The organism is Streptomyces sp. NPDC056061 (assembly GCF_042266885.1).
GTDB lineage: Bacteria > Actinomycetota > Actinomycetes > Streptomycetales > Streptomycetaceae > Streptomyces.
In genome coordinates this window covers 88,268-101,241 of record NZ_JBHJWQ010000001.1, presented here as the reverse complement: position 1 = coordinate 101,241, position 12,974 = coordinate 88,268, and the positions used below count along the sequence as shown (strand labels likewise).

Here is a 12,974-nt window from a genome sequence, read left to right as displayed (position 1 = left end):
AGGCCCCCGCCTAACGTGTGACGCGTGGTTAAGCTCTCCGTCATCGTGCCGTTCTACAACGTGCGGGCATATGCCCCCGACACCCTGCGAAGTCTGCGGGCCAATGCCCGAAATGATTTCGAATTCATTCTCGTCGACGATTGCTCGACCGACGGGACCCTGGAGATCCTGCTGCGTGCCGAGCGCGAGATCCCGGGGGCCGTCGTGGTCGGACACGAGAAGAACGGGGGCCTGGCCACCGCACGCAATACCGGGATCGACGCGGCGCGCGGCGAGTACCTCACCTTCCTCGACGGCGACGACTGGGTGGTTCCCGGCCACTACGAACGGCTTCTGGCCGCCATCACGGAACTGGGCTGCGATTTCGTCCGTACGGACCATGTGCAGTTCACGGACCGGGTGCGCACCGTCCACCAGGTCCCGCACGGTCTGCGCGGCACGGTGCTGCGACCGCGCGACGTGATCCTGCCGTCGGACCGGTCGACGCCGGTGGACTACGCGTACGCCTGGGCCGGGGCCTACCACCGCCGGCTCGTCGAGTCGGGGCTGCTCCGCTTCCGGGACGGGCTGCGCACGGCCGAGGACCGGCCCTGGATCTGGCGGCTGCACCGCGAGGCGGAATCCTTCGCGGCGGTCGGCCTGCCGGGCGTCTTCTACCGGCGCGGGGTGGCGTCCTCGCTCACCCAGATCGGCGACATGCGGCAGCTCGATTTCATCCGGGCCTTCGACCAGGTCCTCGAAGAAACGGCACGGGATCCGGAGGCGGACCGGCTGCTGCCGAAGGCCGTACGCACCTATTGCGCGGTCATGGCGCACCACCTGGAATCCATCGAAAGGTTCGAACCAGCAGTGGCAAGGAAATTGCGCTCCATGAGTGCGGCTGCTCTCCGGCGCATGCCCCAGGACATTCTCGCCGACACGCTGAATTCCCTGGGCGACCGCCGCGCGGACCGGCTGCGCCGGGTGCGCCGCCGCCCCGTCTCCCGGGAGGTCGCGGCCTGATGTCCGGCACATACACCGCGCCGTCCGGCCGGTCGACCACGCAAATCTTCTCCGCGTGCACGCAGTACGCCGCCGCCACACTCGTCGCCGCCCTGCGCGCGGGACAATTCGGCCCGCGCGCCGAGCACCGGCGCATTCTCGTCGTCAGCGACACGTCTCCCGCGCCCGAACTGGGAACACCGCTGCATCACCGGCCCGGATTCGAGAAACTGGCGTCCGAATTCGACACGGTGCATTCCTGGAACGCGTTCATCCGGCCATTCCACCCGGCGGGTTGGTCGCCCCGCGAACAGGACGCCTCGCTGTGGGAACGGGCCGTGCGACGCGAGTGGAATCTCCGCGAGGACGAGCCGGTCGAGATCGCCTGCGAGTCCATCCAGGCCAACCCGGCCCAGGCCCTCGCGGTGATCTTCGGCGACAGCCCGGTGCACGTCTACGCCGACGGGTTGATGAGTTACGGCCCGACCCGCAACAAGCTCGACCAGGTGCTCGGCACCCGCATCCGGCGGCTGCTCCACCTCGACCTGGTGCCGGGCCTGCGCCCGCTGCTGCTCACCGAGTTCGGGGTCGAGTCCGAGGTCGTCCCGACGGATGTCTTCCTGAAGGTGCTGGGCGAGCTCACCGATGCGGCGGACGTCGACGTCCCGCGTCTTGCCGACGGCACCGACGGGCCTGCTCCGGCGCTGCTGCTCGGGCAGTACCTCTCCACGCTGGGCATCCTCACCGCCCAACAGGAGGAGGAGCTGCACGCCCGGATGCTGTGCGGCACCGTCGCCCTCGGCCACACCCGGATCGTCTTCAAGCCGCACCCCAGCGCACCCGCCCGGTGGGCGCGGTCGCTGGAGCAGGAGGCGGAGCGGCTCGGCGCCGAACTCACCGTCCTGGACACCCCGGCGCTCGCCGAGACGCTGTTCGCCACCCTGCGCCCGGCCCTGGTCGTCGGCTGCTTCTCCACCGCGCTGCTGACCGCCGCCTCGTTCTACGGCCTCCCGGTCGCCCGCGTCGGCACCGGCCCCCTGCTGGAACGGCTCGCCCCGTACCAGAACAGCAACCGCATCCCGCTGACGATCGTCGACGCGCTCCTACCCGACCTGGAGGACCGGTCCGCGGTCGCCGACTGGTCGATGCCGGACGCGGAAGAGGTCCGGGGCGAGCCGACCGGCCTGGTCGGCGCCGTCGGGTACGCGATGCAGCCGCAGATCCGGGCCGACCTGCGCCCGGTCGCCGAGCGCCATCTCGCCCGGCACCGGGACGACGTCCGGCGCTACTTCAAGCGGCGTCGGCTGACCGTGCTGGGGCTGCCCGGCGCCGTCCCCACGCAGCTCGCGTTCATCCCGCGCAACGCGACGGTCCGCCGGATCGCCCGCAGGGCCCGCACCCTGAAGCGCGCGGCGGCGGGCTGAGGACCACGCCGACGACGCCCCTCCCCCGCCCACGCGGCGTGGCGGTCCCATGACGGCGCCGGTACGGGAGAGGCGCAGCCGGACCCTCACCACCCGCAGTCGCCCTCCCGGGCGGGGGCGGCACCGAGACGTCCACGCGGACGGTGTGCCGGATTCCGCCCCGGCACGCCCCCGGCGAAGACCGCCGACCTGCACACGTCCCGCACCCGCGCCCCGGCCGCACCGCTCGGTGCACCTCGTCCCCGCGCCCGGCCGCACCACCCGGCGCGCCCCGGTCACCCCACTCGGCACGCCCCGCACCCGCGCCCCGGCCGCACCGCTCGGTGCACCTCGTCCCCGCGCCCGGCCGCACCACCCGGCGCGCCCCGGTCACCCCACTCGGCACGTCCCGCACCCGCGCCCCGGCCGCACCGCTCGGTGCGCCTTTGCCGGGGCCTGAGTGGTGGCAGGCCGGCACCACTGCACACACCCGGATTGGTCAGCCAGGGCGGCAAAGGGGCTCTCCAGGCTATGCGTAGGCCCTCACCAGGAGGGTTCCGACGCCCTGTCCTTCTGGCGGAGAGATGACCTCGACTTCGGTGTTCGAGTACCCCGAAGACGCCAGAAGGGCTGACCAATCCTCTGGACTGTAGTCCCACCTGGTTACCGCCCTTGCCTCTCTCAGAGTGCCTACCGGCTGAGTGCCGGCCGTTGGGGGCTTGTGGGAGAAGGCCAGTACGCCACCATGCGCAAGCCTCTTGCGGATCAGCGGGAGAAGCTGTTCAGGGTCCGCGAACCACACGGGTCCGAAGATGGACAGAACCACGTCGAAGAGGCTGTCTGTGCGGCTCAGGTACTCGGCCACCTCTGCCGTGTGGAAGGTGAGGCCGGGAAGGTGGCCCCATCGGGCTACTGCCTTCTTGTGCTGACTGGGGGCGATGTCCACTCCGGTGCAGATGGCCCCGAGCGTGGAGAGGTGCGCGAGATTGCAGCCCGTGCCGCAGCCCAGTTCCAGAACGGTCCGGCCCTGAAGCTCGCCGAGGATCGATTCATCGGGGCCGTGGTCGGGGTACTGCGTCCAGTTCAACCAGGTGTCGGCCCCGCAAGCGTTGGTCTCCCTCCGTGGTGTCCGTCCCTGGGCGTACCGCTCCCAGGCGTCAACGACCTCCATGCAGAGCCTCCCCTCATGACGGTAACTCCCCCCGGCCCCGAGGGGAGTTGCCGCAGTCAGTGCGGTGTCACTTCCCGCTGTTGGGGCTGTCCGTGCACCCGGCGTGGCACTGGGAGCACTCGGCCGCGTCCTTCATGGTCCACAGCTCCGGGTCGATCTCGAAGCCGGAGGTCTGGATGGCCTTGACCGTGTCCCGCAGGGCGAGGGGCTCCTGCGTGTCCTGTCCGGGCAGATGCGGAATGTGGTGGATGTAGTGTCCCGCGTACTGGTCGCAGAACTCTGTGTAGACGACCGAGTCGAGCACGAACGAGTGGACGCCCAAGTCCACGGCCTGAGAGGGCCCCATGCGGGTCTCGGGGCACTCGGCGGAGGTCACCAGGTAGGCGACGGCCTGACCGAAGATGCGTTCAGCCAGGTCACGCTCCATGGCGTGGTCCCGCATGATGAGTCGGACTTCCCGGTCCCACACCTGGGTGGGGACGCAGGTTCGGGGGTCTCGGACTTGTACGGCTGTTGCCATCAGTGGTTCCCTTCGCGTTGACGTGCTCGGGTGATGGAGCCCGCCCCGGCCACTCGAACGTGCCTGGGTGCTCGGGGCGGGGGTCTCAGAGGGCTGCGCGCCGACGCAGCGGCTCGGCCAGGGTCTGTGCCTGCTGGTGGCGGTGTCGGGCCGGGGCGACGAGTTGGATGCGTTCCCTGACGCCGACGGGACGTACGCAAACGGCGCAGGTCTGCCGGCTCAGGCCGGAATGGCGAACCAGGGTGAGCATGGGCCCGCGTTGCTCCTGGACGACACCGACCATGTGACTGGCGTTGTCGAAACACAGCCTTGCCAGGTTCCCACGATGCGTCCTGCTTCGATCCCGTTGCCATGCCGTCGCGCCTCCCGCAGCTCGTAACGGGAAAGATGATCCCCGAGTCACGAAGCGATACAGCAAGTTATTCACGTTGTTGAATAAATATCATCTACGGCAGTGATCGGCCCAGCCGGCCAGGCGCTCCCTGGCCGGCTCGCCAAAGAGCGCGTATTCCTCGTAGGTGGCGAAGCGGCCAATCAGGTCTTGTACGTCTCGACTGTCACGGAACACGATTGCACCCAGGTCCAGTTCAGCGGTTGCCAGGGTCTCGTCATAGACCGTGAATGTATTGAGGGCCCCGGAGGTGAAGTGAACCCCCATGGGGATGATCCCGAGCCTGATGTTCGGCTGGCGAGTGAAGGATGCTAGTCGGTCAATCTGCATGGCTAGCTCGTGAGGTGGAACGAGCGGATACCTGACGGCCTGTTCGGTCAGAATGAATGTGAACCGTTTGGAGCGGTCGAACAGAACCCTTTGCCGGTCGAGTTTCATGGCTACAGCCTTGGCCTGTTGCTCCGGTGGTGCCTGGGTTAGGCTGGCACGGACATATTCGGGAGTGGCCAGGAGCCCGGTAACCATGGAGAGAAGAAAATACCGGAACGTTGTGGACGACGCTTCCAGGCCGGCTAGCTGCAACTGCTTTTTGTCGAGCCCTTTCCTGCGAAGGGTCCTGCCGTCCTGCCATTCCGTCTGGGCAATCCTGGCCAGGGCCATGACCTCAGCCGCTATGGCGGGGGAAGCTTCAAGGCCCCGAAGGAGCTGTTCAACGTCCAGGAGTGACGGGCGAGACTTGTTGCCCTCAATCCGACTGATCTTGGATTGGGACATGTTGCAACGCGCAGCAAGCCGGACCCCTGAGAGTCCGGCTTGCTTGCGAAGGTGCTTGAGCATGGCCGCGAGTTCACGCCCCGACTGGTCCAGCTCGTCAGGCTCGATGGCCACCGTTGATGTACTCCCTGAACGCTACGGATTCTGCGAGGGCAATCCGCTGGTATTCGATGTACGGCGCCGGGTCGCCGTCGTACAGTTCCCGGCTGGTCTGGGTGCCGTCCTCCGCATAGTTCATGAGCACGACTTCCGACCGGTCGAAAAGCCAGAAGTCTTGAACCCCTTCAAGGGGGTTGGGTCTTTCGGTCACATCCAGGATGCGGATATCGTCTCCGACCCGTGAATGTACGTCGTAGTACATGAACTCAAACCGGAGATAGTCGGTCAGGGGTCGCGTGACGATGTGAACGCGTCCTTTGGACCTTCCTTCGACTCTGATCCGTTTCAGACCCTCTGTATAGCCGGAGGAGTAGTTCTCAGGGTCCAGCCGTTGCCCGTCCAGGAAGTCCCGGATATCTCCGTCCTCACTCGGCACCCTGTAGACGGGAAGGGTTTCGAGTCGCCACGCTTCCTGTTTGAAGCCCTGGACCTTGGCAGTCCAGTCCTCACCATCCAAGAGCACGGAATGCCTCCCTCAAAGTCTCTTCGGGGATCTCAACGATCCCTTCTCCATCCGGTGCGGTGAAAGCTTTGGAAATGTCCCCCTGGACCACGAACGAGCCGGACGCGGTGCGGTAGACGTTCGGGCAGTCGTCGTTGTTGCAGTTGCCGTTCCCGTTGCCGGTCAGTCGGGTCAGTTCCTCACGAGCCATGGCCACGAACCCCCTGCTGCGGGCCCCTTGAGGGCCGGTCGCCACGACAGTACGAGCGGGGCGGGTGTGCCGTCCATGCAGGAACGCGAATATGCGCGTCATTGCATAAAGACCGGTCCGGGAGTGCGAGTTGGACTGGTTGAGGTCATGCGCCGCAGGGGCGCCCCAGGGCTACCGAGGCTGTTCGCCATCCCCATGTGAAGAATCCGAACTTACTGAACCAACCGTCACGGTGATTGGCTGACGCTTCCGCCTGCTAAGGGCTGTCCCGTAATCCGTGGTGGACCGGTGCGCGGCGTCAGATCCGGTGCATCGCAAGGCGGAGGGGCGTCCGCATACTGGATGTATGCGGACGTTCCGACAACGCGGCGAGGTGCCGCAACTGTCGTCGTGCACCCGCCAGGGATTGCGGGACGGTCCTTAAAGGTGCCGACCAGGGCAGCGAACGGCGTGACCGATGCACCGGATCTGACGCCGCGCGCTGACCCACCAGGGATTACGGGACACCGCTCAGGCACTGGCCAGCGACAGCTTGACCGCGAAGCCGAGGAACAGCAGCCCCGCCGCCGAGGTGGCCCCCGCCGACAGCCGCCTGCGACGGCGGAACGCGGCGGACAGCCGGGTGCCGCCGAAAATCAGCATCGACAGGTAGAGGAAGCTGGCGATCTGCAACAGGGTGCCCAGCACCAGGAACGACAGCGCCGGATAGGCGTAGCCGGGGTCGACGAACTGCACGAAGAACGAGATCAGGAACAGGATCGCCTTCGGGTTGAAGAGACTGACCACCAACGCCCGCCGATAGGGCCGTTCCATCGCCCCGGCGGCCTCCGTACCGGCGCTCTCCTCGGCCAGCTCGGCCACCCGCCGGTGCCGCTCGCGCCACATGACCACCGCGGCCCGCAGCATGCCGATGGCCATCCAGGTCAGATAGCCCGCACCGGCGAACTTGACGACGCCGAACAGCACCGGCGTGGTCCGCAGCAACGACGAGGCACCGAGAGCGGACAGCGTCATCAGCACGGTGTCCCCGGTCCACACCCCGGCCGCGGCCACATACCCCGACCGCACCCCGCGCCGGGCGGCGACGGAGAGCACGTACAGCGAGTTCGGCCCCGGCAGCAGAACGATCAGCGCCAGACCGGCGAGGTAGGTCGGCAGGTCGGTGACACCCAGCATGGGACGGAGTGTCGCACGCGCGTAGGGCAGTTCGTCCAACGAGTCCACGGATCGGAAGCGGCGGACGGGGGTACCGGCACGCGGGTACCCGGCACGCGGTCCGAGGCGGGACGGCCTGTTGCGGTCGAAGGCGGCGTGGCCCGCGACGTGGACCGGTCCGACCGGCCCGACCGGCCCGCCTCAGAACGCGTCCGTCGGCACGTGCTTCCCCCACACCTGGCGCAGCGCGTCGCAGACCTCGCCGACCGTCGCCCGCGCCCCGAGCGCCTCCTTCATCGGGTACAGGACGTTGTCCGTGCCCTCGGCCGTCTTCCGCAGCGCGGCCAGGGCCGCGTCCACCGCGTCGTTGTCGCGTTCGGAACGGAGCCGCGCCAGGCGGGCCGCCTGCTCGGCCTCGATCGCCGGGTCGACGCGGAGCGGCTCGTACGGCTCCTCCTCGTCGAGCCGGAAGCGGTTGACGCCGACCACGACCCGCTCCGCGCTGTCCGTCTCCTGCGCGATCCGGTACGCGTTGCGCTCGATCTCGCTCTTCTGGAAGCCGCGCTCGATCGCGTGCACCGCACCGCCCAGGTCCTCGACCTTGGCCATCAGTTCCAGGGCGGCGGCCTCCACGTCGTCCGTCATCCGCTCCACGACGTACGAGCCCGCGAAGGGGTCGACGGTCGCGGTGACGTCCGTCTCGTGGGCCAGGACCTGCTGGGTGCGCAGCGCGAGGCGGGCGGACTTGTCGGTCGGCAGGGCGATCGCCTCGTCGAAGGAGTTGGTGTGCAGCGACTGCGTTCCGCCGAGCACCGCGGCCAGGCCCTGGACGGCCACCCGCACCAGGTTCACCTCGGGCTGCTGGGCGGTGAGCTGGACGCCCGCGGTCTGGGTGTGGAAGCGCAGCATCAGCGACTTGGGGTTCTCCGCGCCGAACTCCTCCTTCATCACCCGTGCCCAGATCCGGCGGGCGGCGCGGAACTTGGCGACCTCCTCCAGGAGCGTCGTGCGGGCGACGAAGAAGAAGGAGAGACGGGGCGCGAAGTCGTCCACGTCCATGCCGGCCGCGACGGCGGTGCGGACGTACTCGATGCCGTCGGCGAGGGTGAACGCGATCTCCTGCGCGGGCGAGGCGCCGGCCTCCGCCATGTGGTAGCCGGAGATCGAGATGGTGTTCCACTTCGGGATCTCGGCCCGGCAGTACTTGAAGATGTCGGCGATCAGCCGCAGCGACGGTCCCGGCGGGAAGATGTAGGTGCCGCGCGCGATGTACTCCTTGAGCACGTCGTTCTGGATCGTGCCGGTCAGCCGGTCCGCGGCGACGCCCTGCTCCTCCGCGACGAGCTGGTAGAGGAGCAGCAGCAGGGCGGCCGGGGCGTTGATGGTCATCGACGTGGAGACCGTGTCCAGCGCGATGCCGTCGAACAGGACCCGCATGTCGTCGACGGAGTCGATCGCCACCCCGACCTTGCCGACCTCGCCGGAGGCGATGGGTGCGTCGGAGTCGTGGCCCATCTGGGTGGGCAGGTCGAAGGCGACCGAGAGCCCCGTGGTCCCGTTGGCGATCAGCTGCTTGTACCGGGCGTTGGACTCGGTGGCCGTGCCGAAGCCCGCGTACTGCCGCATCGTCCACGGCCGACCGGTGTACATCGTCGGGTAGACACCGCGCGTGAACGGGTACGAGCCCGGCTCCCCCAGTTTCTCGGCGGGGTTCCATCCCTCAAGTGTGTCCGGCCCGTACACCGGCTCGATGGGCAGTCCCGACTCCGACTCGCGCGTCATCCGCTGTTCCTCCCGCTGTAGCTGCCTCACGAAGCCACCCGCGTGTGACGAGGGTGTCCGCGACGGACTGTGGCGGCGGCCACGGGACCCGGGGAAGGGGCGGGTGCTGGGACCTTGCTCACAGCACCCGTCGGCCCCCTGTCGCCGCACCCCCTGGGAGGAGTCCAATGACGGGGGCCGGTTCCCGCGGCCGTTCCTCCATCATGCGCGGGCTTTGGCAACCGGGCAGAGCGGGAGACCGTCCCAGGGGACACCGGAGCAACCCGGACAGGCAGGGGGCCGAGATGATACGCAGCACCACCACGGGCGCGTCTCCGGGCGGGACGCCGCCCGGCGCACGGGGCGGTCCGCGCGGCGGCAGGACGCGGGCCAGGAACCGGGGCAGGACCCGGAGCTGGGCGGGAACCACGGCCGCGGCGACGCTCGCCGTCGTCGCCGTGACCGCCGCGACCACCGGCTGCGAGCCGCGGACCACCGCGGGCGCGCCGACCCCACCGCCGCCACCGCGGGCCACGGCGAGCGGCGACGCCGAGCCCGTCACCCGGCAGTCGCCGTCACCGACCCACGCGCCGCCGTCGCCCTCCCCGACGGACACCGCGACGTCCACGCCGGAACCGGAACCGCCGAAGCCGGAGCCCGACCCGCAGGGCACGGTGCTCATGGCCGACGGCTCGGAGGGGAAGCAGGTCCGCGAACTCCAGGCCCGGCTGCGCCAGATCGGCCACTTCGACCGCTCCCCCACCGGCTACTACGGAAGCGTCACGGCCGCCGCCGTCCGGTCCTTCCAGGGCAAGCGCGGGCTGGTCACCACGGGCCGGACGGACACGGTCACCTGGCAGCGGCTGCTCGGCATGACGCACGCGCCGACCGCCGCCGAACTGCGCCCGCCGACCACACTGCCCGTCGCCAAGCCGGACAAGCGCTGCATGACGGGGCGGGTGCTCTGCATCAGCAAGAACAGCCGGTCGCTGTCCTGGATGGTCGACGGACGGGTCGTCTCGACGATGGACGTCCGCTTCGGCTCCCAGTACACGCCGACCCGCGAGGGCACCTTCTCGGTGTTCTGGAAGTCCCGGCACCACGTGTCGACGATCTACCACACGGCCATGCCGTACGCGATGTTCTTCAGCGGCGGCCAGGCGGTGCACTACTCGGCGGACTTCGCGGCCCGCGGCTACGACGGCGCCTCGCACGGCTGCGTCAACGTCCGGGACGAGGGGAAGATCGCCTCGCTGTTCGCCCAGGTGAAGACCGGCGACAAGGTCGTCGTCCACTGACCGCCGACCCCGGTCGGCCGACCGGCGAAGCCGGCCGGGAAAGAGATGGCGCGGGCGGGACAGGGGGAACGTGTCCCGCCCGCGCCGATGCGCTGAGCCGTAGGTACGGGGGGAACCCCGGCTCGGAGCGCAGCCGATGACCAGTCGGCTCATTCCGTACTGCGTCACGGGGTCGAAAAACGTCACACCGCCTCGCACCGGACGTTCTCGAAGCCTGCCGGACGGTGCTCACCTCGAGAGCCGACACGACCCCCGCGCGCCGGTTCCGGCGCACCGGATGGTGCGGAGGCGGAGCTGCCGCCCCCTCTCGGCAACGCCGGAAACACGCACGCTCGGCAACGCCGGAAACACGCACGCCGGACCCGCTCAACGACGCCGGAAACACGCATGCCGGAACCTCTCGGCGACACCGGAAGCGTGCACACCGAGACCTTTCGGCAACGCCGAGAACGCGCATGCCGGCCCTCTCGGCAACGCCGGAAACGCACGTGCCGGGGCGCGGCCGTCCGATCGGACGCCATCCGCCGGACTCTCAGCCGAAGGAGCGTGCGACGGCCGCCTCGTCCGCTGCGGGCGACACGGTAGGAACCACCGCGGCCGGGGTGGCGGCGACCCGGATCGTCCTGCCCGCACCGGTCCGCCGGTCGCCGCCCTCGTCCGTGTCGTCGTCCTGCTCGGCACCGCTGCCACCGTTGCCGTTGTTCCCGGCGGCACTTCTGCCGTCGCCGATGTTCCCGGCGAGGCTGTTGCCGTTGCCCTTGCCCTTGCCCTTGTTGCCGTTGCCGTTGCTCCCGGCGGCGCCGTCGCTTTCGTCCGAGCCGTTCTGGCCACCCTGCCCGTTCTGCCCGCCCTGAGCGTTCTGCCCACCCTGCCCGTTCTGGCCGTTCTCACCGCTCTCGCCCCGGCCGATCAGACGGTCGCAGAACCGCTGCAGATTGCGGGCCCCCTTCGCGAGCCCTTCGAGGTAGCGCCTGCGGTCGTCGTCCAGGTCGCCGTTGCGGTAGTCGCGGCACGCCTTGAGCGCCTGGGCGTACCAGTCGCCGGACATGCCGCTCCCGGGAATGGTCGGGTGAACGGACGAGGGGCCGTGCTCGGTGCCGTTCGTGGAACCGTTCGGTGCGTCGCCGGGGTTCCGTCCGGTGGCGCGCCCGTGGTTCTCCCCCTTGCCGCTCCGGCCGGGGGCCCGGCCGTCGGCGGGGTCGGGCGGACCGGTCGGGCCCGCGGGAGGCGTCGAACCGGGCGAGCCGGACGGCCCCACCGCAGGGGTCTCGCCGGTGACCCCCTCCGCGCCGAGCTCCTCGGGGGACGCGTGGGCCGAGACGGAACTCGCCGGTGCGGGTCCGCCCCCGCCGAACGCCCCGGGGAACATGCCGGTGCCCGCGGCCACCGCCACCCCGCCGAACGCGCAGCCCGCGAGGGAGGCGGCCAGACCGAACCGGACGGGACGGCTCCAGCGCGGGGGCCGGATACCGACGCGACCCGTGCCGGCGGCGCCGCCGACGGGGCGGATGCGCACGGGGTCGAGCACCTCGGCCGGTATCGGCCCGCCCTCCTCACCGGCGGGCCCGTCTGCCTCCCCGGCCGTCGTGGGGACGCCCGCGCGGGCGGCGGCGCGGAACGCGGCCACGGCCGCGGTCTCGCCGGGCAGCGCGTCGGTGACCGGGCGGGCGTCACGGGCGAGCGCGTCCAGCGCCGCCGCGAGGGCCTCCGCCTCCGTACAGGGGTGACCACCGAGGGGAGCGACCGGCTCGCCGCGGAGCAGTTTCTCCGCCGCGTCCTTGTCAAGCCATTCGTACCGCTCGTCGGCCATCACATGTCCTTCTGCGTCCATGGACGCGAATGCGTCACACCGGCCGGCGCCGCCAGACCGTGGTGCGCGGAGCGCTGTGCGGGAAGGGCGTCGAGCTCCGCCGGCCGGCCCGCCGCGCCCGGTTCTGCCGGTTCGCCCGCCGTGTCACGGGCCGCCGCCTCGCTTCCGGCCGCCCCCTCCGACCGCTGCCGACCTTCCTGTCCCGCTGTGTCGTCCTCCCCTGCCGGACCGTTCGCACCGTTCGCGTGCAGCAGCTCGGCGAGCCGCTTCAGCCCCCGGTGCGCCGCGGTGCGCACCGCGCCCGGCCGCTTGCCCAGTGTCTGCGCCGCGCTCTTGGCGTCCAGGCCGACGACCACGCGCAGCACCACGGCCTCGGCCTGGTCCTGCGGCAGTTGCGCGATGAGCGACATGGTGTCGCCGGTGGCCAGGGCCTCCATCGCCTCGTCGGCGGTGTCGGAAGCGGCCGGCCGCTCCGAGAGCTCCGACTCGTCGCCGCCGGTCGCGGGGCGCCTGCCGCGCATCCGCAGATGGTCCAGGGCACGGTTGCGGGCTATGCGCGCCGTCCAGCCGCGAAACCGGTCGGCGTCGCCGCTGAACCGGTCCAGGTCGCGCGCTATCTGCAGCCACGCCTCCGACGTCACGTCCTCGGAGTCCGGTTCCCCCACGAGTGTCCGTACGTAACCGAGCAGCCGCGGCTGCACAGCGCGGTACACAGTGCGGAAGGCATCCTCGTCCCCGCGCTGCGCCGCGAGCACCGCGGCAGTGAGCTCCGCGTCGTCCCCCAGCACTCCCTCAACCTGCCCTGCTGTCTTGAATAGCAGCTGGTCATCACTGCCGCGCCACCCTGCGCGACTCAGCACGCTACGTCCTCACGCATGGGTACGTCCACGACTTGTAC

Annotated in this window: 13 protein-coding genes; 3 read left to right on the top strand and 10 right to left on the bottom strand. The window is 69.9% G+C overall.

The window, feature by feature from the left end; genetic code table 11:
• Nucleotides 1-24 precede the first annotated feature (24 nt).
• Nucleotides 25-1,002, top strand: coding sequence for a glycosyltransferase family 2 protein (locus ACFC79_RS00440; protein WP_376233209.1), 978 nt, complete (start codon nt 25-27; stop codon nt 1,000-1,002).
• A complete protein-coding gene (locus ACFC79_RS00435; RefSeq protein WP_376233207.1) occupies nt 1,002-2,405 on the top strand; it encodes a polysialyltransferase family glycosyltransferase in 1,404 nt (467 codons plus the stop codon). Before ACFC79_RS00440 ends, ACFC79_RS00435 begins: the two co-directional genes overlap by 1 nt.
• 508 nt (nt 2,406-2,913) lie before the next feature.
• Here the strand turns inward: ACFC79_RS00435 and ACFC79_RS00430 are convergent.
• From ACFC79_RS00430 to ACFC79_RS00395, 8 genes are all read right to left on the bottom strand, one after another.
• Nucleotides 2,914-3,555 (bottom strand): class I SAM-dependent methyltransferase, encoded by a 642-nt coding sequence (locus tag ACFC79_RS00430; protein WP_376233205.1) that lies wholly within the window; start codon nt 3,553-3,555, stop codon nt 2,914-2,916.
• A 67-nt stretch (nt 3,556-3,622) separates the two neighbouring features.
• Entirely contained in the window at nt 3,623-4,075 is a 453-nt protein-coding gene (locus ACFC79_RS00425; protein WP_376233202.1) for a glycine-rich domain-containing protein, read from the bottom strand.
• An 85-nt stretch (nt 4,076-4,160) separates the two neighbouring features.
• Entirely contained in the window at nt 4,161-4,325 is a 165-nt protein-coding gene (locus ACFC79_RS00420; protein ID WP_376233200.1) for a hypothetical protein, read from the bottom strand.
• Nucleotides 4,326-4,517: 192 nt separating this feature from the next.
• Nucleotides 4,518-5,354 (bottom strand): Scr1 family TA system antitoxin-like transcriptional regulator, encoded by an 837-nt coding sequence (locus ACFC79_RS00415; protein WP_376233197.1) that lies wholly within the window; start codon nt 5,352-5,354, stop codon nt 4,518-4,520.
• The gene (locus tag ACFC79_RS00410; protein ID WP_376233194.1) at nt 5,338-5,862 is read right to left on the bottom strand and encodes a DUF6879 family protein; all 525 of its coding nucleotides are present in this window, start codon (nt 5,860-5,862) and stop codon (nt 5,338-5,340) included. The genes ACFC79_RS00415 and ACFC79_RS00410 overlap by 17 nt, the downstream gene beginning before the upstream one ends.
• Entirely contained in the window at nt 5,846-6,052 is a 207-nt protein-coding gene (locus ACFC79_RS00405) for a hypothetical protein (protein WP_376233192.1), read from the bottom strand. Before ACFC79_RS00405 ends, ACFC79_RS00410 begins: the two co-directional genes overlap by 17 nt.
• A 510-nt stretch (nt 6,053-6,562) precedes the next feature.
• On the bottom strand, nt 6,563-7,228 hold the full coding sequence (leuE, locus tag ACFC79_RS00400) for a leucine efflux protein LeuE (RefSeq protein WP_376233190.1): 666 nt from the start codon (nt 7,226-7,228) through the stop codon (nt 6,563-6,565).
• Between the two features lie 180 nt (nt 7,229-7,408).
• Complete coding sequence (locus ACFC79_RS00395) at nt 7,409-8,989, bottom strand: methylmalonyl-CoA mutase (protein ID WP_376233189.1); 1,581 nt, start codon at nt 8,987-8,989, stop codon at nt 7,409-7,411.
• A 284-nt stretch (nt 8,990-9,273) separates the two neighbouring features.
• On the opposite strand from ACFC79_RS00395, the gene ACFC79_RS00390 reads away from it, so the two are divergent.
• Nucleotides 9,274-10,266 (top strand): L,D-transpeptidase family protein, encoded by a 993-nt coding sequence (locus tag ACFC79_RS00390; RefSeq protein WP_376233188.1) that lies wholly within the window; start codon nt 9,274-9,276, stop codon nt 10,264-10,266.
• 532 nt (nt 10,267-10,798) lie between these two features.
• On the opposite strand, the gene ACFC79_RS00385 is transcribed toward ACFC79_RS00390, so the two are convergent.
• Together ACFC79_RS00385 and ACFC79_RS00380 are read right to left on the bottom strand one after the other, a co-directional pair.
• Nucleotides 10,799-12,097, bottom strand: coding sequence for a hypothetical protein (locus ACFC79_RS00385; protein WP_376233185.1), 1,299 nt, complete (start codon nt 12,095-12,097; stop codon nt 10,799-10,801).
• Complete coding sequence (locus ACFC79_RS00380) at nt 12,076-12,864, bottom strand: RNA polymerase sigma factor (RefSeq protein WP_376233183.1); 789 nt, start codon at nt 12,862-12,864, stop codon at nt 12,076-12,078. Before ACFC79_RS00380 ends, ACFC79_RS00385 begins: the two co-directional genes overlap by 22 nt.
• Nucleotides 12,865-12,974 lie beyond the last annotated feature (110 nt).

Excerpts from the sequence above, each read along its gene's own strand:
- ACFC79_RS00395 (WP_376233189.1), bottom strand. The coding sequence starts at position 8,989 with ATGACGCGCGAGTCGGAGTCGGGACTGCCCATCGAGCCGGTGTACGGG.
- ACFC79_RS00430 (WP_376233205.1), bottom strand. The coding sequence starts at position 3,555 with ATGGAGGTCGTTGACGCCTGGGAGCGGTACGCCCAGGGACGGACACCA.
- ACFC79_RS00425 (WP_376233202.1), bottom strand. The coding sequence starts at position 4,075 with ATGGCAACAGCCGTACAAGTCCGAGACCCCCGAACCTGCGTCCCCACC.
- ACFC79_RS00405 (WP_376233192.1), bottom strand. The coding sequence starts at position 6,052 with ATGGCTCGTGAGGAACTGACCCGACTGACCGGCAACGGGAACGGCAAC.
- ACFC79_RS00390 (WP_376233188.1), top strand. The coding sequence starts at position 9,274 with ATGATACGCAGCACCACCACGGGCGCGTCTCCGGGCGGGACGCCGCCC.
- ACFC79_RS00385 (WP_376233185.1), bottom strand. The coding sequence starts at position 12,097 with ATGGACGCAGAAGGACATGTGATGGCCGACGAGCGGTACGAATGGCTT.
- ACFC79_RS00435 (WP_376233207.1), top strand. The coding sequence starts at position 1,002 with ATGTCCGGCACATACACCGCGCCGTCCGGCCGGTCGACCACGCAAATC.
- ACFC79_RS00420 (WP_376233200.1), bottom strand. The coding sequence starts at position 4,325 with ATGCTCACCCTGGTTCGCCATTCCGGCCTGAGCCGGCAGACCTGCGCC.
- leuE (WP_376233190.1), bottom strand. The coding sequence starts at position 7,228 with ATGCTGGGTGTCACCGACCTGCCGACCTACCTCGCCGGTCTGGCGCTG.